The sequence below is a fragment of the Psychrobacter sp. Ps6 genome (assembly GCF_022129235.1).
Taxonomy (GTDB): Bacteria; Pseudomonadota; Gammaproteobacteria; order Pseudomonadales; family Moraxellaceae; genus Psychrobacter.
The window spans coordinates 288761-309660 of record NZ_JADQAI010000001.1; the positions used below are offsets into that span (position 1 = coordinate 288761).

The 20900-nt window shown below is 43.3% G+C and carries 21 protein-coding genes; 12 read left to right on the top strand and 9 right to left on the bottom strand.

All coding sequences use genetic code 11. From position 1 onward, the window contains the following. Positions 1 to 364: 364 nt before the first annotated feature. The 4 genes from I3255_RS01220 to purC all read left to right on the top strand — a co-directional run bounded on the left by I3255_RS01220 (position 365) and on the right by purC (position 4569). Positions 365 to 1729 (top strand): Do family serine endopeptidase, encoded by a 1365-nt coding sequence (locus I3255_RS01220; RefSeq protein WP_238036514.1) that lies wholly within the window; start codon positions 365 to 367, stop codon positions 1727 to 1729. Positions 1730 to 2387: 658 nt separating this feature from the next. After that, on the top strand, positions 2388 to 3293 hold the full coding sequence (dapA, locus tag I3255_RS01225; protein WP_238036099.1) for a 4-hydroxy-tetrahydrodipicolinate synthase: 906 nt from the start codon (positions 2388 to 2390) through the stop codon (positions 3291 to 3293). Positions 3294 to 3418: 125 nt separating this feature from the next. Then, positions 3419 to 3730 carry a hypothetical protein gene (locus I3255_RS01230; protein WP_320157872.1) on the top strand — a complete coding sequence of 104 codons (312 nt, stop codon included), beginning with the start codon at positions 3419 to 3421 and terminating at the stop codon, positions 3728 to 3730. A gap of 125 nt (positions 3731 to 3855) precedes the next feature. After that, positions 3856 to 4569 (top strand): phosphoribosylaminoimidazolesuccinocarboxamide synthase, encoded by a 714-nt coding sequence (purC, locus tag I3255_RS01235; protein WP_238036101.1) that lies wholly within the window; start codon positions 3856 to 3858, stop codon positions 4567 to 4569. 198 nt (positions 4570 to 4767) lie between these two features. Here the strand turns inward: purC and I3255_RS01240 are convergent, their stop codons facing one another. Next, the gene (locus I3255_RS01240) at positions 4768 to 5214 is read right to left on the bottom strand and encodes a MerR family transcriptional regulator (RefSeq protein ID WP_102076270.1); all 447 of its coding nucleotides are present in this window, start codon (positions 5212 to 5214) and stop codon (positions 4768 to 4770) included. Positions 5215 to 5363: 149 nt separating this feature from the next. Next, a complete protein-coding gene (locus I3255_RS01245) occupies positions 5364 to 5705 on the bottom strand; it encodes a hypothetical protein (RefSeq protein ID WP_238036103.1) in 342 nt (113 codons plus the stop codon). A gap of 326 nt (positions 5706 to 6031) precedes the next feature. On the opposite strand from I3255_RS01245, the gene I3255_RS01250 reads away from it, so the two are divergent. Both I3255_RS01250 and I3255_RS01255 read left to right on the top strand, forming a co-directional pair. Next, complete coding sequence (locus I3255_RS01250; RefSeq protein ID WP_238036105.1) at positions 6032 to 6664, top strand: DNA-3-methyladenine glycosylase; 633 nt, start codon at positions 6032 to 6034, stop codon at positions 6662 to 6664. Positions 6665 to 6701: 37 nt separating this feature from the next. Beyond that, a complete protein-coding gene (locus tag I3255_RS01255; RefSeq protein WP_238036107.1) occupies positions 6702 to 7013 on the top strand; it encodes a YqfO family protein in 312 nt (103 codons plus the stop codon). Between the two features lie 142 nt (positions 7014 to 7155). On the opposite strand, the gene I3255_RS01260 is transcribed toward I3255_RS01255, so the two are convergent. The 4 genes from I3255_RS01260 to I3255_RS01275 all read right to left on the bottom strand — a co-directional run bounded on the left by I3255_RS01260 (position 7156) and on the right by I3255_RS01275 (position 9866). After that, entirely contained in the window at positions 7156 to 7536 is a 381-nt protein-coding gene (locus tag I3255_RS01260) for a hypothetical protein (RefSeq protein ID WP_238036109.1), read from the bottom strand. Between the two features lie 102 nt (positions 7537 to 7638). Then, complete coding sequence (locus I3255_RS01265) at positions 7639 to 8307, bottom strand: hypothetical protein (RefSeq protein WP_238036111.1); 669 nt, start codon at positions 8305 to 8307, stop codon at positions 7639 to 7641. Between the two features lie 782 nt (positions 8308 to 9089). Further along, a complete protein-coding gene (locus tag I3255_RS01270) occupies positions 9090 to 9293 on the bottom strand; it encodes a CsbD family protein (RefSeq protein WP_201600796.1) in 204 nt (67 codons plus the stop codon). 405 nt (positions 9294 to 9698) lie between these two features. After that, positions 9699 to 9866 (bottom strand): hypothetical protein, encoded by a 168-nt coding sequence (locus I3255_RS01275; protein WP_238036113.1) that lies wholly within the window; start codon positions 9864 to 9866, stop codon positions 9699 to 9701. Between the two features lie 251 nt (positions 9867 to 10117). Between I3255_RS01275 and I3255_RS01280 the strand changes: the two genes are divergently transcribed. Both I3255_RS01280 and I3255_RS01285 read left to right on the top strand, forming a co-directional pair. Continuing rightward, entirely contained in the window at positions 10118 to 10819 is a 702-nt protein-coding gene (locus I3255_RS01280; protein ID WP_238036116.1) for a TetR/AcrR family transcriptional regulator, read from the top strand. Between the two features lie 49 nt (positions 10820 to 10868). Then, the gene (locus I3255_RS01285) at positions 10869 to 13067 is read left to right on the top strand and encodes a molybdopterin oxidoreductase family protein (protein ID WP_238036118.1); all 2199 of its coding nucleotides are present in this window, start codon (positions 10869 to 10871) and stop codon (positions 13065 to 13067) included. A 94-nt stretch (positions 13068 to 13161) separates the two neighbouring features. Here the strand turns inward: I3255_RS01285 and I3255_RS01290 are convergent, their stop codons facing one another. Both I3255_RS01290 and I3255_RS01295 read right to left on the bottom strand, forming a co-directional pair. Further along, complete coding sequence (locus I3255_RS01290; RefSeq protein ID WP_238036119.1) at positions 13162 to 14487, bottom strand: D-amino acid dehydrogenase; 1326 nt, start codon at positions 14485 to 14487, stop codon at positions 13162 to 13164. An 85-nt stretch (positions 14488 to 14572) separates the two neighbouring features. Further along, entirely contained in the window at positions 14573 to 15325 is a 753-nt protein-coding gene (locus tag I3255_RS01295) for a folate-binding Fe/S cluster repair protein (RefSeq protein WP_238036121.1), read from the bottom strand. A 321-nt stretch (positions 15326 to 15646) separates the two neighbouring features. On the opposite strand from I3255_RS01295, the gene I3255_RS01300 reads away from it, so the two are divergent. Together I3255_RS01300 and hemL are read left to right on the top strand one after the other, a co-directional pair. After that, positions 15647 to 16000, top strand: coding sequence for a zinc ribbon domain-containing protein YjdM (locus I3255_RS01300; protein WP_275950121.1), 354 nt, complete (start codon positions 15647 to 15649; stop codon positions 15998 to 16000). A gap of 106 nt (positions 16001 to 16106) precedes the next feature. Next, positions 16107 to 17408, top strand: a complete 1302-nt coding sequence (gene hemL / locus I3255_RS01305; protein ID WP_238036123.1) for a glutamate-1-semialdehyde 2,1-aminomutase — start codon at positions 16107 to 16109, stop codon at positions 17406 to 17408. 59 nt (positions 17409 to 17467) lie between these two features. Here hemL and I3255_RS01310 read toward each other — a convergent pair whose 3' ends face one another. Next, the gene (locus I3255_RS01310; protein WP_238036516.1) at positions 17468 to 17818 is read right to left on the bottom strand and encodes a DUF962 domain-containing protein; all 351 of its coding nucleotides are present in this window, start codon (positions 17816 to 17818) and stop codon (positions 17468 to 17470) included. Between the two features lie 454 nt (positions 17819 to 18272). Between I3255_RS01310 and ppx the strand changes: the two genes are divergently transcribed. Continuing rightward, positions 18273 to 19835: an exopolyphosphatase gene (gene ppx / locus I3255_RS01315; RefSeq protein ID WP_238036125.1), complete on the top strand. Its 1563-nt coding sequence runs from the start codon at positions 18273 to 18275 to the stop codon at positions 19833 to 19835. 165 nt (positions 19836 to 20000) lie between these two features. Continuing rightward, positions 20001 to 20804, top strand: coding sequence for an acetyl-CoA carboxylase carboxyltransferase subunit alpha (locus I3255_RS01320; RefSeq protein ID WP_238036127.1), 804 nt, complete (start codon positions 20001 to 20003; stop codon positions 20802 to 20804). Positions 20805 to 20900 lie beyond the last annotated feature (96 nt).

A 20900-nucleotide genomic window follows, 5' to 3' on the forward strand; every position in this document is an offset into this window, starting at 1 on the left:
GTTTATGTTCGCTAAAGCCACCCATTCTAATTTTTACTAAATAAGTATAAAAACGGGGCTGATATGATCGTTACTATATCAGCCTAGCGATAAAACATATATGAAATCGATGCATAGTACGAATACCATCGTGTAATATGAGTATAACGATGTAAGCAAATATAAGAACGCTGACCAATAACGATTGAGGTTATGTGCGTCAGGCAAGACGTTATCGAGTACCACCATCATCTAATTACCAACAATAATAATGACCATTCATATGGGGGACAATATGCCTATCAATATGTTTAAATCACGAACCACTGTCGATATACGACTTTGGTTACAGCGTAGTGCGCTGGCACTCGCTGTGAGTACGGCGATGGTGGCGAGTATTAATGTCACCACAATGAGCAATGCCCATGCGGCTGTAACCACGGCTGACTTTTCTGGCCTAGTTCAACAAGTGACGCCCGCAGTGGCACGTGTCAACGTCACCAAGACAGTCAGTGAGGCTGAGCTTGCTAAGGCGCAAACGGCTGAAGTGTTGCGGCAGTTTTTTGGCGATCGGGTGCGCATTCCTGATCGAGCAGTCACGCCAGCGATAGAGCATGCTTATGGTACGGGCTTTTTTGTCACATCTGACGGCTACATGCTGACCAACCATCACGTCATTGAGGGCGCTGACAAAATCACCGTCACACTTAACGATAGAACCGAGCTTGATGCAACTTTGATTGGTAGTGACGAGCGCTCAGATGTGGCGGTGCTAAAAGTTGAAGGCACTCAGTTCCCCGCGCTACCGATTGGCGACTCAAACAGCTTAAAAGTAGGGGAGCCCGTACTAGCCATTGGTTCACCATTTGGTTTTGATTATTCGGCTTCCGCTGGCATCGTCAGTGCCAAATCACGCAGTTTCTCACGCGAAACCAGTGTGCCGTTCATTCAAACCGACGTGGCACTGAACCCTGGTAACTCAGGTGGCCCTCTATTTAATCAGCGCGGCGAAGTGATTGGTATCAACTCGCGTATCTTTAGTGGGACGGGCGGCTACATGGGACTATCGTTCTCTATCCCGATTGACGCTGCTATGGATATCTATGAGCAATTAAAGACCAGTGGTGAAGTCGCTCGCGCATATTTGGGTATCTATCCCCAAGATATCGACCGTAATCTGGCCGAAGCTTATAAATTGGATAAACCACAAGGCGCTTTGCTGACTCGCGTTTCTCCAGACTCGCCAGCACAAAAAGCAGGTCTAAAACCTGGTGACATTATCTTGCAGTACAACAATGTACAAATCATGCGAGCATCTGACTTATTGAATCTTCTCAATCGAGCAAAGCCAAGCGATCCATTTCGCGCACAGATTCAGCGCAATGGTAAGCAAATGATCATTAGCGGTAAGCTCGCTTATGCACCTAATGATGTTAGAGCCCAAAGTGGGGATCAGCAGAGCAATGATGTACAACTGGGCTTACGCTTGCGTGATTTAACCGAGGAGGAGCAAGTAGAAGTCGCTAAGGATAGAAAAACAGGCATATTAGTGACGACTGTTGATCCGACAGGACTTGCTGCTCGCTCAGGTATTTTGGCAGGTGATGTCATTACTAACTTTCACCAAAAACCCATTAAAAACGTAAAGGACTTCTCTGGTGCGATTTCTTCTTTACCAAAGAAAGGCGTTGTGACCATAGAGGTTATCCGTCAAGGTATCCCTGCTATTATTGGTCTGCGTATTGAGTAGATAAAACCATAAAAAAGTGATTTGGAGAGCAGCATACCGAAGAATACCGAAAAGTATAATTGTTCATCATAAATATCGCTCGCCATAATACGCAAACGGATATTGTAGTAGTCTGCGAATAATATATTTGAATATTCGTCAGCAGCGGTATTGGCACGCGAGGCCTGCCTTTTCGATTATATCGTCCCACCATCGATGTGTTGACGATTCGTTAACATTAATCAAAAGACTTATCAGTGCTGATTCATTACGCTAAACTAGCTATTGAGTTTAGCGTTTGTTTATTGATAAAGCTCTGAGCTTATATTTATGATTTTTGGTAATATAAAAGTCTCTTTTTGACCTCTGATTTATGATTGCAGCCTCAATTGATTGATAGCGGTCAAATCAAAATATGCTACACTAGCAGGCGTTTTTATTATTATATTTTATGGCGCAGCAGGTATTCGCGGTCACTGGCATAGATAATGCCAATACTCACTTGAATACGCAGTAATTTATAATGTAAACGTTATGATAATAAATAAAATTTCAGCATTAACATCAAGCAAGGGTTGGCCATTAGCGTTTATCAACGCATATAATTTTTTGGCACTTGCAAACGACCTATCATGTGACAGCTTTGATAAAAGCTAGGATAATACAGTAAGGCACGGTTATGAGCACAGCATACGACGAGATCAAAACCCGATTACAAGGCTCAATGGTAGCCTTGGTAACGCCCATGCATCCTGACGGTACAGTTGATTATAAACGTCTGGCTGACCTCATAGACTGGCAGATAGAGCAGGGCACACATTGCCTCGTTGCTGTTGGTACCACTGGTGAGTCGGCAACCCTATCAATGCAGGAGCATAGCGATGTCATTCGCTATTTTATCCAGCACGTTAAAGGTCGCGTGCCAGTCATCGCAGGTACTGGCGCGAACAACACCATGGAAGCGATTAAACTGACTCAAGACGCAGCAGATGCTGGTGCAGATTGTGCGTTGTTGGTTGCTCCTTATTATAATAAGCCGCCACAAGAAGGCTTGTTTCAGCATTATCAAGCCATTGCTAAAGCCGTCAATATTCCCCAGATGCTTTATAACGTACCGGGGCGCACGGTCGTTGATATTGCACAAGACACGGTTGAGCGTTTGTGTGATATCGATAATATCGTCGCTATCAAAGATGCGACAGGCTCTGTTGGTCGCGGTGAGCAATTGATTAAAGCCGTTGGTGATAGAATGGTCGTATTGTCTGGTGATGATGGCACAGCGCTTGATCTACTAAAAGTAGGCGGTAAAGGCAATATCTCAGTGACTGCCAACGTAGCGCCAAAAGCCATGAGCGAGACTTTCGCTGCTGGCTTGCGCGGTGATTTCGCAGCCGCTGACAAAATCCACGATGTGGTCAAGCATTTACATCGTGATTTATTTATCGAATCAAGCCCTATCCCAGCGAAATACGCCCTACATAAAATGGGTATTATCGATAAAGGTATTCGCTTACCACTCGTTTGGTTGGCAGAGCAGCATCATGCGACTATTGATGAAGCGTTGGTTCGAGCAAACATACTATAACTTGATTTTCAGCGATTTAAGACTTGTTGCTCGACGATTAATATTCAAGCGAGCAATGAGTCAACTTATCATGATGAGTCAATCGCCTAAATGAGCAATAACTGCTAACTCAGAGAGACAACATGATGACAGTATCATCAAAGACGACAAAACTACTTCCTGCAATGCTGACCTTAGTTTTGGGTAGTACGTTGGTATTGAGCGGCTGCCAAGCGACCAAGAGCTTGCTTGGAAAGCGCGACAATGGCAGCTTAGACTATCAACAAAGCAAAAAGCTTGCACCGATAGAACTACCAGCTGCTCAAGAAACAGCACCTTTCGTGCCTTTGTACCCAACGCCGAATGTGGGCGCGAACACGCTTAAACTACAGAATGAGTCAGGTAATCAGTATCAGCTGCCAAAGCCTCAGCGAGCTGTTAGTAGCCCTTCAAACTAATTTATTTCTTCATTTGTACCGCCGATTTTTATGATTATTGATTAAAATAATATCGATATTGTAATAAGAGTCAGCGGTCGCTGCGCGTTTTTACCACATAAGCTTGAACGAACAGGAACTCCATAATGCAAAAGCAACAACTGCTGTATAAAGGCAAAGCCAAATCTGTCTATGAAACAGAAGACAATGATCTTCTGATTTTACACTTCCGTGATGATACCTCAGCGCTTGATGGTAAGCGTATCGAACAATTGGCGCGTAAAGGCGTGGTGAATAACCGCTTTAATGCTTTTATCATGCAAAAATTGTCTGATGCTGGCATCGAGACGCATTTTGAAAAGCAATTGTCTGACGACGAAGTATTGGTCAAGCGTTTGGACATGATTCCTGTAGAGTGCGTGGTGCGTAACTTTGCCGCTGGTAGTTTGGTACGTCGTTTGGGCTTAGAAGAAGGGCAGGCATTGACGCCGCCAACGTATGAGCTTTTTTATAAAGACGATGCGCTAGGTGATCCGATGGTCAACGAGTCGCTCTCTGTTTCTCTTGGCTGGGCGACCAAAGAACAATTGGCTAAAATGGAAGAGCTGACCTATCAAGTCAACGATGTACTCAAAGCATTGTTTGATGCAGGTGATTTGATTTTAGTTGATTTTAAACTAGAGTTTGGCGTATTCCATGACCGTATCGTATTGGGTGATGAGTTCTCACCAGATGGCTGCCGTATCTGGGATAAGAGCACCAAGAAGAAACTAGATAAAGACCGTTTCCGTCAGTCATTAGGCGATGTGATTGAAGCTTATGAAGAAGTGGCTGACCGTATCGGTGTGCCATTAAAATAAGCGTTTAATACTTAGCATAAAATAAAAAACTGAGCCTTGTGCTCAGTTTTTTTATGTCATTATATAATGGTAGTACCCTAGTGAGGACTTGAATGCTAAGCTGCGGGCTAATGTTATCAACGTTTTAAATCGCTGAAATATTCACAGTGTACTTCATGGTGTACTTAACATACATATTCTATTCATGATCGGTGCGATTCAGGTTAAGCAGAGCTGCGCCGCTATTCGCTTTTCCCATTCAGATTTAGAAATGAAGCCGATATTGTCTGACTTTATTTCTTCTAGAATAATATAATAAGCACTAAGCCGGTTAATAGTATTGATGATCTCAGTTTTTTGACGTTTCGCTTCAGTAAGTTTTTTGGAAATAGTAATTAAATCTTTATCAATATTGAGAGTGCCATTGAAATGATCATTTAGGTGTCTTTTAAATTCATTAAGAGTAAAACCGATAGCTTGTGCGCCTTTAATCATTTTAATACGCTCAATACATTCAGGATGAAATTCAGTGTATAGGCGTGATCCCGCTTGGCGTTTTCGAGATTTCAGTAACCCCATCTCATCGTAATGACGAATAGTATCTTTGGTTGTGTTAGCTTGGGCTGCTAAAGCTCCTATTAATAAGAATGATGTATCAGATTCCATACCATATACCTTAAAAATATAATTTTTATCTAGTTTTAAATAATTATACCTAAATAGAACCAGTAAGAACTGATTTCTGACATCCAACGTCATAAACTCTGTTGTGGGAACATGATCGGTGCGCTATACAGGCACCGAACTGTTGGATACTAACGGCTATTCAATAAATTATTGTCAACACTTACTATCAAACTAGTTATATCACTTCTCAACTTTGTTAACACTTTGTTTGCTTCAACTCTTTCGTTAAAGTCTTTTCTCCAAATGAAGAAATCCGAAAAGCTACCATTACCGGAGTTCATAAGACTGTAGGTGTCTCCAACGCTTTTAATGGTTGCTTTAGCGTCTTCGTTATATTTTAACGAGTACTGTATTCTATTTATAATTACATTAATTCCTCTTATATAGTTGTGTTCATCCTCCTGAAGTAAAATTTCTCTCAATTTTAAAAAATAGTGATTTAGCTCAGTTAATTTATCTATATTATTCATTTTATTTGCCTATCGAATTTCCTGAAATAACGTTAGCTATACAATTTTTTATAGGGCATACCCCAAGGAAACCAGTTATCTCACCCTTCAAACCTATTAATAGACTACTTAAAACAGACCGCTATAATAGAACCACTTATAACAGACTATAATTCCTATCCATTTATCAACAGTATCACTCTTCAGCCATAGGCTTATCATTTAGCTCGTATAAAAAATCAAACATAGCGCTAACACTGTCTTTGATACCTTATCTTACTTTTATGCTAATTTGTCAGTACTTACTCATATCAATTAGACCATAAAAATAAGAAAAGGTTTCGCTAATGTCTACTGTCTCATCAACTGTTTTAGATCCTAGCTGGTTTACGCGTCCGACCTGTGTGGTCGCTGCCGATTTGGTGGGCAAAGTCTTATGTCGACAGCTAATCGACAGCGACGGATCAGAAAAAGTTTTGCGAATGCGTATCTCAGAGACCGAAGCCTATATTGGTCAAGATGACCCCGCTTGCCATTCACATGCAGGGTCACGAACGGCGCGCACAGAGATTATGTATGAGCAAGGCGGTGTGTTCTATGTCTATTTGACATACGGTGTGCATCATATGCTAAATTTGATTAGCGGCCCTCTAGAGTCACCTGAATCGGTATTGATTCGCGCTGGGTTTTTGACGGATGATAGCGACCGTCTGATTGATGAGCAACAACTCAGCCCAAATAAGCAGCTGACTCACCCCAAGCAATTTGCAGGTCCGGGTAAGCTGACCAAGCGCTTGCAGATAACTCGCGACTTATATGGCAAGCCTATCACGCCAGACTCAGGCGTTTGGGTCGAAGATGATGGTTGCCAGCCGCCCGTGTCAGTGCGTCCGCGTATCGGTATTGATTATGCCGGTGATGCCAAAGACTGGTTGCTACGCTATATATGGACCGATCATCCTTCTTTATCTAAGAACTAGTAGATTGAGATTTAAAACTATTTTGTGAGGTAAGTTCATGTATAAGTTGACGGTTTTTATTCCTGATGAGGCGTTAGAGCAAGTAAAGGCTGCATTGTTTGCTGCTGGTGCTGGGAGTATTGGCGATTACGAGCAGTGCTGTTGGCAAGTGCAAGGAACGGGACAGTTTATGCCGTTAGCAGGTAGCGCGCCGCATATCGGTAAGCAAGATAGTTTAGAAATGGTCGATGAGTGGCGAGTAGAGATGGTCGTCGATGACGCGTTTATTACTGCTGCTGTCATCGCGTTAAAAGAGGCGCACCCGTATGAAACGCCAGCGTATGATGTGATAAAAGTCTTGGATTTTTAGTTTTATATAGAAAAATATTAGCTTATTGAGTGTAAAAGTTCTCATAAAAAAACCAAATAAGCCACTTGATGACTTATTTGGTTGTAAATTTTCTGATGTTTCAACTGAGTATTAACAGTGAATATCAGACCCTAATAATCGATTAATCCTTTTTGATCTTAATGACATTGTAGCTTGGATAGCCCAGTTCGATTTTATAATCGTCGCGACCACGCTCAGCTTTGACCTTGATTTTACGGTCGCCCTCTTTATATTTAACATCTTTGACACGGTATCCCATGCTGCTAACTTTATTGGCAGCTCGACGCTCGATAGCAGCTGAGTAGACGTTTTTATCCGCTTTTTTATGCTTGTTTTTGTGCTTTTTATGCTCTTTGTTATCTTTGTAGACGTCTCCATAGATATCGTCATATACGTTATAGCCGCCAGGTGTGGTGACACAGCCAGTAGTTACCGCTAATAAAGTGGCGACAATACTGCCGGATATTACATTCTTTAGTGTTGAAAATGATAAAGCTTTCATAAAAATGTCCTCATAATACACTATCGTTGGATAAAGATAGTTTTCTAATATTTCAGTAAAGGGGCGTGTAGAACTGCTCTACTGACAGTAGTGTCAGCGTCATCAGTCTTTTTTAACGCTAATAACGTCTAGATTTGGGTAGCTGAGCAATATCTCATACTCCTGTGAACCGCGTCTGGCCTCAATGTCAAAGACACCACGCTTGTTTTTTTCTTCAAGCTCGATATCTTCGACACGGTAACCCATAGACCTTACTTTATTGATGGCACGGCGCTTGATCGCTGGGTAACGTGATTCTCTTTTAATGCTGTCCTCTATATCACCTTTTTTATAGCGCTTGTCATTCTTATATTTGCCATTATCTTTATGCTTATCTTTTTTATAACGGTCATTGTCTTTTTGATACTTGTTATCTTCCCAGTTGTTTGACCATGATCTTTTATTTGAGCTGATGAGTTTTAGAGAAGGGTAAGTGTATGTTAGCTCATAGAGCTGATTATTCTTTTTGGCAAAAGCTATCATTGCGCGATCGCCGCGATAACTGTCAGAGCGAATGTCTATAACTTGATAGCCTTTGCGGCGTAAGTCTTGGCGTAGCTGCTGGCTGACACGGTTGAAGCTATCGTTTTGCCGATTATTATCACCACGATATATGGGCTGGTTATCATAGCCTGGACCAACGACAGCACAACCGACAGTGGTACCCAATAGGGCAACGATAAGACCAGTAGATATGGCTGTCTTAAAGGAGAACGGTTTTAGAGTTTTCATGATGCAATATCCTATAAGGTTTCAGAGAGCTTGCGATAAGAATGCTCATATGAGTCAAAGGTAGGAGGATTCTAAAATATGTTGATACAGCCATATTCAGATAGATGTTAAAAGTCACCATTACTGAAAAGTCTATTTTTAGAAATGTTTTCTTACATTATCTATCATAGGATACGAAGCTTTATATTAAGTGTCATTTGCGTTAGTAAGTTGTAATTATTGAGGATAAATAAATCGTTGTAAGCATATGCTTACATGCAATGACGTTTACGCGACTTAACATGAGAGTGAGAGTTAGGCATTATGGTTACACGGCATTAGGGAATGTGACTCAAGGATTGAGTTGACCGCATTAAGGATAATGATTCAATTATTAGCATCAGGATGATAATAGTAGTTGAAGTAAGGACACATACCCATTGCTGATAGCAGCAGTTAAGATTAGATGCTGTATGCAGTAATAAGGGCAGGATGCCCAGTATCACAATCACTGAATATTTGTGCAAGGATGCATAGAAAGCAGTCGTGATAGGTAACATGGATAGTTAACAATAAAACCGCATAACAATTTATTGCTATGCGGTTTTATCGTGTCTGGACGATGTTAATTATTATTAGCTGATATTAGCTTTTCGTTGATGCCAGATATGAAATAAGAGTTATACAATACTGCTTCTTTAATTTACGATTTGCATAATATAAAAAACCGCATAAATTTCTATGCGGTTTTTATTTTATCTGCTTTGAAAAAGACACTATTTATATTTCTCAAAGAAAATTTATTAGTAATTGTTTTCGCGGCGCCAGTCATCTACTTCGCGCTCAGCATGGTCTTGAGCATGGCCATAACGCTCTTGTACACGGCCAACCAGCTTATCACGGCTGCCTTCAACTTGATCTAAATCATCATCGGTCAGCTCGCCCCATTTTTGTTTTACTGAGCCTTTTAGCTGTTTCCATTCGCCTTTTAGAGTATTCTCGTTCATAGTTATATTCCTTTTTCTTTAATTAATATATGTAATATAGTTTTTAATTACTTTTCATAGTAGCTCTTTTTACTAGTTCTACTAATTTATTAATTTTTTTATTTTAGTAGTTCACAAGTATTGTTGGCTGTTACCAATTATCTTGTGGTATTAAATATAGGACGTTTCAATTCAGCTGTCTGTATTTGCTATGTTTATAGTGTTACTTAATTATAGTGAGCGTGCATTATGTGTTACCTGCCAGCTCGCTGTAGTAGCAAAGCGTAAATTACGTCTGTCGTGCGTAATAAAAATGCTCAAATCAATAATTGTCATTAAGTAAGAATAAGATAAAAAAACCAATATTACGTAAAATATGTGGTCTAAGAATAAAAAGCAGAAACCTAAAAATGGGTCACTGCTTTTTTATTTTGCAACATGGAATAAGAGCCAGCTTGTATATAAGCGCATTAACGTAGAGCCAGGGATTTGACCAACATCAGCCATATTTTCTTCCACGGCGGCTTTGGCTAAGCGATTGGACAAGGTGATACCACAAGGCAATATAAACGGTGAAAAAACAGGTGATGTCATGATAGCAGCCTAAAATTATTGTTTTGTGAAGCGTGCGTTCTACTATGAATTTGGCTATAGACTTATCGTTTAAATGACTATAACCTTATAGTTGAAACATAGTTAGTAAAAATTATTGTGGGTTTAAAAATGACGAGTCTAAAAATAGTGATCGATATGTGCCTATCATCACACTTTTTTAGCACAATAGCACTTTAGGTAAATTACTGGCGTGTTGACATCATCATTTATCGAGTAGGGATACCTCTGTATTGAATGCATTAGTGCAAAATGAAGCCGTACCTATAGAATCAAAACGTGAGCTGGCAAAAGCCAAGACGCGGCGTGCCTTATTAAAAAGTGCGTTACGGCTCTATAGCCTAGAAGGCGCTCGCGGTATGAGCATGAATAAAGTGGCTAAAGGGGCTGGCATTGCGCAGCCCAGTTTTTATAATCATTTTGAAAGCTTGGATGCGTTACAGAACGAGCTCAGCGCTCAGTTAAAAGACAACTATCTATCGCCGATGCGGCTGGCATGGGTCAATATGCTCAAGGACTATGACGTACTGACTAAGGATGAGTTTAATCGGCAGTGTCAGCAATGTCTGATAATGATTTTTGATTCAGCGTTTCAGAATATTGCGCTGTTTCAGCATTTGCTCGAAGATCGTCCTCGATTCACTGCCGATATAGAGAACCAATCCTCACTCAATAATGGACTGGGTAATCTAGTCAGCGAAATACAAGAGGAATGGACAGAGATATTTATTCAAGGATTGCAGCTATCCAATCGTTCTTGTGAACGCAGCGCTGTCAATCTCTGTGTGGATATGGCAGCGGCGCAAGTACATGAGCTGATATTGGGCTGTCATCAGCAGCGCTACTCGAGGGAGCAAGCGATTGCCACCTTGAATGTCAGCTTTGACGCACTGTTCGCCAATTTTTTGCAAGGAAGCAACCATAGCGAGTCATGATAAACATCATGAAAGCTAGGATTTATAAAACACAAAAGGGAGTATGACTATGGCCACTACAGCGGCTAGCGCGACGGACAACGAACAAATCCACTTTAGAACCTGTACTTTATGCGAGGCCATGTGCGGCGTCGAGATCAAGCACGACGGCGAAAAAGTCTTATCGATTAAAGGGGATAAAAACGATCCTTTTTCTCAAGGCTACATTTGCCCAAAAGCCACGGCTTTGCAGGATTTGTACGAAGACCCTGATCGTTTGCGAGGACCTGTCGAAAGAACGGCGGATGGTTGGAAATCGATCAGTTGGCCAGAGGCGTTAGATAAAGTTGCTGCAGGTATCCAGTCCGTTCAGCAAAAATATGGTCAAAACGCATTTGGGGTGTATTTGGGTAACCCGAATGTCCATAACATGGGTGGTATGTTGACCATTAAACAGTTACTGACCAGCCTAAAGACGCGTAGTCGTTTTTCTGCGACCTCAATTGACCAACTGCCACACCATATCGTCAGCATGCATCTGTTCGGTCACATGCTGCGTATACCAGTCCCCGATGTGAATCGTACGCAGTATATGCTCATCATCGGTGGCAACCCGCTGGCGTCTAATGGCAGCATCATGACTGCGCCAAACATGCGTCAAAAACTAAAAGACATCAAAGCTCGCAATGGCAAAGTGGTGGTGATCGATCCAAGGCGTACCGAAACCGCAGACATTGCCAGCGAACACCACTTTATTCGCCCAGCGACAGACGTATTGTTGCTACTGGCCATGCTCAATGAAATCTACGCCCAAGGCTACGCCAAGGTAGATAGCCGAGTGGCAGAGTTAGCACCAGAGATTGATCGTATTGAATCATTTGCAGAAGGATTCACCCCTGAGTCAGTAGCAGATATTACAGGCATTACCGCCACTGAAATCAAACGTATCGTCAAAGAGTTTTGTGAAGCTGAAAGCTCGGTTTGTTATGGTCGTATGGGTATCTCAGTGCAAGAGTTTGGCTTGCTCAGCCAGTATCTCTCTATGGTCATCAATATCGTCACAGGACGCTTAGATGAAGTAGGCGGACTCATGTTCCCGAATCCTGCTGTCGATGTGGTCAATAGCTCGGGCCCAGGTTATTTGGGCAAACGTCACAGCCGCGTGAGTAATCTGCCTGATTTTAATGGCGAATATCCAGTGGTTGCGATGGCCGATGAGATGCTGGTAGAAGGAGAAGGTCAATTAAAGGGCTTTATGACTGTCGCGGGTAACCCTGTGCTCAGCACGCCAAATGGCGAAAAATTGAATGAGGCATTATCAGGATTGGAGTTTATGGTGTCGCTTGATTACTTTGTGACCGAGACCAGTCGCCATGCCAATATCATCCTGCCGCCTGTCTCGCCACTCGAGCGCGACCATTACGACATTACGTTTAATGGTTTTGCCGTACACAATGTTGCCAAATACTCGCCCGCCTTATTTAGCAAAACAGAGAATGAAAAGCATGACTGGGAAATTTATCTAGAGCTTGCCGATCGTTTGGATAAAGACGCGCCAGAAGCAATGCAAAAAGAACGTGCCGCGACCAAAGCCTTTGGACCGAAGTTCTTACTTGAGCAAGGTCTCAAATATGGACCTTATAAAGACGTCACATTAGACACGCTAATAGATAATCCGCATGGTATCGACCTAGGACCTTTGCATCGTATGTTGCCAGAGGCTATCAAGCATGCCAATAAGCAAATCAATCTTAATGTTGATTTTTATCAGGCAGATTTGGCACGGGTCAAAGAGATGATGCAGCAGTACGATGATCAAGAGATTTTGCTCATTGGTCGTCGCCATGTGCGTAGCAACAACTCATGGCTGCACAATAGCTATCGATTGGTCAAAGGTAAATCTCGTTGTACGTTGATGCTGCATCCACAAACGGCAGTGCAGCACGGTATTACAGACGGGCAAGATGTGAGAGTGACCTCTCGAGTAGGCAGTGTGGTCATTGCAGCAGAAGTGACCGATGAGCTGATGCCAGGCGTGGTCAGCATTCCGCATGGCTTTGGTCACGGACGTAAAGGGGTTAAGCAAAAGATTGCGCAAGCGCATGCCGGTGTGAGTGTTAATGACTTAACAGACGATACCTTAATTGATCAGTTAAGTGGTAATGCCGCCGTGAATGGTGTGCCTGTGCAGTTAGAGGCGTTGGGTGCTAACGCAGACGATGTGGCTAATGCGGTATTAGAAAATTCAGCAGACAGCGCAATGGCTTAAACTCAGTTTTTATGTCAAAGCAAAAAACGGTGCTTACCTAATATAAGCGCCGTTTTTTATGGGCATAACTTTGATATATTATTTCAATATTAGGTCAATCGCTTGCTCCTACAAAGTCAAAATCAACGTTGGGCGTTTCGCCTTGTATCAATAAGCTGATGGCTTTTGCAGAGCCGCAAGCATGCGTCCAGCCTAACGTACCATGTCCTGTATTGAGCCATAGGTTGTCAAAAGTGGCTGAAGTATTGTGGCTACCATGCTTGACTTGACCACAGTGTGCACGACCAATTAAAGGTACATTGGATGGGGTCATGGGCCGCAGTCCTGTCCAATATTGCACAGAATTTGCGATGATGCCCTTTGGAAATAATTGCTGCACGCGACGAGTAATGGCCTCACAGCGTGTGGTATTCAAATTTAAATTATAGCCATTAAATTCTGCGGTGCCAGCCACTCGCAACTTATCACCCAAACGTGAAGTCACCAGCTTAAACTCATCATCAATGAGGCTCACAAAAGGCGCTAAATGCGGCGCTCGTGGATTGACCGTATAGGTGGCTGAATAGCCCTTTGCTGGAAAGATAGGCACGCGAATATCCAACGGTTTTAACAGAGGGACGCTATAGCTGCCAAGCGCAACCACATGACTATCAGCGCTAAAGGTTTGCGCGTTTTCGCTTTTTGGCCGAATGGTAATGCTATGCACATGCGGACGCGCAGAGTGAGCGTCAGTATTAAGCGCTAAAATCTCAGTATCATATAAGAACTGTACACCCGCATCGATGCAGCGCTGTGCCAAGCGCTGCGTAAACAGATGCGCATTGCCAGACTCGTCGCGGCTGGTATAGGTTGCGCCTGTGAGTTTATGTGCAATGGGATAGAGTGCTGGTTCCAAGTTAACGGCATTATTGATACCAATCACATGGCGCTCACAACCAAGCGCCTGCATACGCTCAGTGGGTTCAATCGCCGCATCAAACTCCGCTTGGCTGGTATAAAAGTGCATGATACCGCGCGTTTGCTGCTCATAATTGATACCGATATCTGCGCGTAGTTGCTGTAAGGCGTCGCGAGAATACAACCCTAAGCGCACCATTTGCACCAGATTGGCATCGGCTCTATCAGCGCGGCACTCTTGCAAAAATTGCATGGCCCATTTGAGCTGATCCTTGTCCGCACGCAGGCGAAACAGTAGCGGCGCATCCTCTTTAAACAGCCACTTGAGCGCTTTCATTGGCGTCGCAGGATTGGCCCACGGCGTGGCATGAGAGACCGATATTTGACCACCATTGGCAAAGGACGTCTGCATCCCTGCTGCCGACTCACGCTCGATCACGGTCACATCATAGCCTGCTTGACGTAGATACCATGCGGTGGTCACGCCCACCACGCCTGCTCCGAGTACCGCAATATGTGTCATGGGATTCTCTATGCTCATGTTAATCATGATGGTAGCCGTATATTAGCTTGCCATCACCGTTGCTGTGCAGCTTTCTTGATTCGAATTATTTTGGGCGCGCAACATCCACCTGTAGCGCTGCTGGCAAGTCTAGTATGCTAAGCGTACTTTCTGCCAATTGTTCAGGACGTGCCACGACAAGTGCAGTAAAGCCATTGTCATTTTCTATCGCATTCACCACTTGGATTTTATCAAGTTTGTCGCCTGCTGCTGGCACCGCGCCGCTACCTTTTACATAATGTAAAAATGCTTTTGGTGCAGATTTAAAATAAATACGGGCGATGACTTCTTGGCCCAAATAGCAGCCCTTATCGTAGTCCATGCCGCCGCGTTGATGCAGGCGCAGCTCTTGTGGCTGAAACTCGCTTTGAGTCGCCGCGACAATCCAATAATTACCAGTCGCCAGGCTGCATTCCATCCACGCCTGAGTGTCGGTGGCGGTATTGTGATCGTCCTTATGACTAAAGGTTGGTTCGTCTGCTAACACGCAAGGATAAATCGCGATCGACTCACTGGTATCAAATTTAGAAAACGCGCCAAACTTTTTTAAATGAGCTTGTAAGGCTTCTGCACAATCGCTGCTGATGACCACATCATAGTGCTTCTCGGCTTGTTTCTTAATCCAAATACCAAATTCGATCCGACCTTTTAAGTTGCAGATTGCAGCGGCTTGATAGCTAAGCCCAAGCTTGGTGACATCGCAAGTCAATTGCCCTTGCAAGAATTTTTCGGCATCCTCGCCTTGAATGGTCAACTGTGAAAACTGCGGCAATGCAGCGCTGTTTGGAGACTGAGTCATTGTTATTATCCTTCTGCTGAATGCTTAATTATTAAAAATATATAGATGAAATCGAAGCGATAAGAATTATAGGTGCACTTTATATAGGCGCTGTTGTTACTGACAAAACCTGTCAGCAAAAATGTAAATAAGGTTAAGAAGAGTACCACAAAAATGGTGTCACAAAAACGTCATCCATAAGTGGGGCGCTTAAGTGTGGGTTAAGCACTAAATTGGGCGTAGTGCGGCATTTTCAACGGTACAAATTGGTTAAAAATGGCGAGTTACGGTACAATGTCCGCTCTACAATAAACCCAACGTCTGATGACTGCCGAGGATATGATGAGCTTACCAAATTGCCCGAAATGTGATGCTGAATATACGTATGAAGATGGTGCGTTACTGGTATGTCCGATGTGCGCTCACGAGTGGACAGCAGCTGAGACAAATGCGGCGCAAGCGGAAGAGCAAGATGCTGTCATTCGTGATGCCGTTGGCAACGAGCTACAGGATGGCGATGCCGTTACGGTCATTAAAGATTTAAAGGTTAAAGGCTCTTCACTTGTCATCAAAGTCGGTACAAAGGCAAAGAGTATTCGCCTATTGCCAGACGCAACCGATGGCCACGATATTGATTGTAAACTCGATGGCTATGGCCCAATGAAACTGAAATCTTCTGTCGTCAAAAAAGCGTAAATTGTAAAAATGTCTTGAAAGATTCGATAATAAACAAATATAAGACTGACGACATTTAGAAAACACAGAACTTACAGAATACAGAACCTATAAATAGAGAATAGCTATGAGTACTAAAAACGAACAGCTCTTTGCACAAGCCCGCAAGCATATCCCAGGCGGTGTGAATTCACCCGTCCGCGCCTTTGCAGGGGTCGGTGGTACGCCAATCTTTATGCACCGCGCCAATGGTAGCAAGATTTATGACACCGAAGACAATGCTTATATCGATTATGTTGGTTCTTGGGGCCCAATGATTTTGGGTCATGCCCATCCAAAAGTCATCGACGCGGTAAAAAAAGCGGCCGATGATGGCTTGAGCTTTGGGACACCAACGCCGTTTGAAACAACGGTTGCTGACAAGATTTGTCACATCGTCCCGAGCGTTGAGATGATTCGCATGACCAGCTCGGGAACGGAGGCGACCATGAGCGCGATTCGTTTGGCACGTGGTTATACTCAACGTGACAAAATCGTCAAGTTTGAAGGCTGCTATCATGGTCATTCAGACAGCCTACTTGTCAAAGCAGGCTCAGGTATGCTCGATATCGGTGAGCCAACGTCTAAAGGCGTACCCGCCGATTTTGCGAAGCACACGATCACGATTCCTTATAATGATCCGCAAGCGATCAAAGACTGCTTTGAAAAATGGGGTGATGAGATCGCTTGCGTGATCTTAGAGCCGATTGCTGGCAACATGAATATGGTCATTCCAGCGCAAGAGTTTCACGATACACTGCGTGCCCAGTGTACTGAGCATGGTGCAGTATTGATTTTTGATGAAGTGATGACGGGCTTCCGTGTCGGTCTTGGCGGTGCGCAAGCACATTTTGGTATCACGCCTGATTTGACCTGTTTTGGTAAGATTATCGGCGCAGGCCTGCCAGTTGGTGCGTTTGGTGGTAAAGAAGAAATCATGTCTTGTATCGCACCGCTTGGTGGCGTTTATCAAGCGGGTACGCTATCAGGTAACCCACTTGCGATGCGTGCTGGTATTGCGATGTTTGAAGACTTAACAGAAGAAGGTTTTTACGAAGACTTAGCTGCCAAAGTCGATCATCTGGTCGATGGTTTCCAAGCGGCGGCGGATAAGCATGGCATCAATCTGCGCACCAATAAATTGGGCGGCATGTTTGGTATGTTCTTTGTTAAAGACGCTGATACCAAAACCCCAAGTAACTTTGATGATGTGACAGAGTGCGATATGGACGTGTTCAATACGTTCTTCCACGGTATGTTAGATCGCGGTATCTACTTGGCGCCGTCTGCGTATGAAGCAGGCTTTATGTCAATCAAGCATAGTAATGAAGATATTGATGCATCGATTAGTGCTGCTGATGAAATATTTGCAGAGATGGCAAAGGGTTAATCCACTCTAAATCTCTAAAATCTTAGATATTTAAAAGATAAACCAGCATTCATAATAAATTATGATGCTGGTTTTTTTGTGCGTTTGTCATACCTGCGATCTTTTAGGCTTAAATTTCCACGCAGTACGTCGCTATACATCCGAAAATCACTGGCAAAACTTTTTAGCGGAAATTTAAACGAGGCAGGTTTGTTTTTTTCAAAGAAAAAATGTCCGACCCAAGCACAAGCATATCCGGCAGCGATACCTTTTGCGAGAGGCTTTGCCGAGCCAGTTTTGATAGATTTTGCCAATCCTAACAAACCAAAGCTGCTACCTGCGAAATGGAGACGGCGACACGCCATATTTTGATGCTCGTCTAAATAAAAATCATAAAACGCCTGTTTGGGTGACGCTTCAGTTTTTGCCATATCCGTTCTGGTGCTGTTATGGGTATTGGCGGTTTCGATCGTATTTTTTTCAGTTGTTTGATTCATGCGGTTAGCTTCCTTGCTGGTGGGTTCATCGACTATCCATCGTCGGCAGTTTTTAGGTAAATAATTGATGGGTTTCGATGTGATTTATACCGATATAAAAGCAGTAAATAACGGTTTTTTATCACAATATTACGAGCTTTCAATGTAGCAAACCGATATAGCTAACACAAGCGTTAGATGTAGGCTTGGTCATTAGCCTTTGATAGATTCGTTTTACACTTTTGCTATGATTTTGCGGCGCTTGCGCGTATTTGGTATAAATGCTTTAATGGAAAAATGGCCCAGATTTGTGTGGCGGCTGCTTTTTCTATACCTATGATTTTATATCTATGTCGTACCTGATTTTGTTAAACTACACACTCTCTCTAACACGGTGACAACTTGTCCTATGCCTATTGACTACCTTACGAATCCGCCAATTGGCGATGATGAAATGATGGCAGCCATCGATATTGGTTCCAACAGTTTCCATTTAGCTATTGCTCGTCTTGACCACGGGGAAGTGCGCAAAGTAGTCTCTATGTCTGAAAAGGTACAGCTCGCTGCTGGACTGGATGAGCATAAAATCTTGAGCGAGACAGCTGAACAGCGTGGTCTGGATTGTTTGAGTCGGTTTGTGGCGCGTTTGGATTCTGTACCGCCAGAGCGTATTCGTGTGGTTGCGACCAATGCTTTGCGCCAAGCCAAAAATGCCAATGATTTTATTTCTCGTGCCAATAAGATTTTGCCCAAGCCCATTGAGATTATCGCGGGCCGCGAAGAGGCGCGATTGATTTATTTGGGCGTCTCGCATACTAACGAGAGTAGTGATAAACGCTTGGTTATGGATATTGGCGGCGGTTCGACAGAGTTTATTATTGGTCAAAATTTCGATCCATTGTTGACTGAAAGTTTACAAATGGGCTGTGTTTCTTTTACCCAAAAATTCTTCGCGGACGGCCTGATTACTAAAGAAGCTTTTAATAGTGCGATTTCAGGTGCACGTAAAGAAGTCTTAGCGATTAACGGTCGTTATCAAAAGACGGGCTGGAGTAGCGTAGTTGGCTCAAGCGGTACAATCAAAGCAGTGCGCAATGTCCTAGTGTCAAAAGGTTGGGCTGATGAGCAAGAACGCATTACCTATAAAGGTGTCAAAAAATTAGAGAAATTGCTGATTAAGATTGGCAATATCGATGATATCGAGTTAGAAGGCGTCAAAGAACATCGTAAAGCTGTATTTCCTGCTGGTGTGGCAGTGCTGCGCGCGGTGATGAAGGTGTTGGGCGTTGAGACCATTACCTACTCAGATGGTGCGTTACGTGAAGGCGTTATGTACGATATGCTTGGTCGTTTTGCTAGTGAAGATGTGCGTGACCGCAGTGTATTAGCATTAATCAAGCGTTATTCAGGGGACAAAAAGCAAGCCAAGCAAGTGGTGAAAACCAGCCGTCATTTATTTGAACAAGTAAAAGATAAGCTTGCGCTGTCCAATGATGATTGCGACTTGCTCAGACGTGCTGCTTTCTTGCATGAGATAGGACTGGCAATCAGTCACAGTAGCTATCATAAGCACAGTGCGTATTTGCTGGAGTATTCTGATATTCCAGGGTTTTCGCAAGTCGATCAAAAACGCATGGCACAGTTGATGCTGAACCATCGCCGCAAGCTCAAAGCCGATATGCTAGAGCAGACTTGTCAGATTGGTGGTGATCAGTTGGTTTATCTCTGCTTATTGTTGCGCCTCGCCGTACTGGCACATCATAGCCGCAGTGATTATGCGCTACCAGAGCTAGAACTAAAGGTAGTCGCTGAAAACAGCTGGCAAATCACCTTAGCGGATAGCAGTGAGCATTATGCGTTCTTGCTCGCAGATTTGCGTACCGAGATTGACCAGTTTGCCAAATGGGGCGTACAGCTTAGCGTGATGGAGGCCGAGGCGTCTGAGGTGTTACCATTGTCAGTATCGAGTTAAAGATTAACGTAACAAAAGCAGTGCTGTCGATAATGTCATGCCATATAAGATGTGCTACTATAGCCTCTACTCAGTTTACAACTGTACTTTCATTATCTGAACACCGATAACGATATTATTCTTAAACATAAATACATTAAGTATAATGATTAAAGGGAAGCGTCTATGAGCACTGTCTGGGATAGTGTGCAGCTTGCACGACATGCCAAGCGTCCATTATTTATGGACTATGTTAATCAGCTTTTTACTGAATTTGATGAGTTGCACGGCGATCGTGCTTTTGCCGATGACAAAGCCATTTTGGGCGGTCTGGCACGGTTCAATGATCAACCTGTAATGGTCATCGGTCAGCATCGTGGTCGCAGTACTCGTGAGCGTATCGAGCATAATTTTGGTATGGCCAACCCTGAAGGCTATCGCAAAGTGATTCGCTTGGTCAAAATGGCTGAGCGTTTTAATATTCCTGTGATGACCTTTGTCGATACACAAGGTGCCTATCCTGGTGTTGGCGCAGAAGAGCGCGGTCAAGCGCAAGCGATTGCAGAGAGTATCGCGGTATTCTCTAGCCTAAAAGTGCCTATCATTGTCACTATTATCGGTGAAGGCGGTTCAGGTGGTGCATTGGCTATTGGCGTTGGTGACAAAGTCAACATGCTACAAAACAGTATCTATTCGGTCATCTCTCCTGAAGGCTGTGCTTCTATCTTGTGGAAAACGGCTGAAAAAGCACCAGACGCCAGTGAAGCATTGAAGTTAAACGCCATTAATCTATATCAAATGGGTTTGATCGATGCTGTTATTGATGAGGGTGAGGGCGCACATGTGCAGCCACAACCCGTTATGGAAGCTTTAAAATCACTGATCACTGAGCAGCTTGATGAAATCAAAGATTTGGGTGCTCAAGAGCGTTGTGAGCTCCGCTACGAAAAACTAAAGACGTTTAACTCAGAAGTGATGCTGCCTGCTTAATGATAAGCTTTTCATATTAGAGACTGAGTCTTAATGCTAAAATAAAACGTGTCATTCAATGGCGCGTTTTTTTATGTCCATTAGTTTGCTCATGAA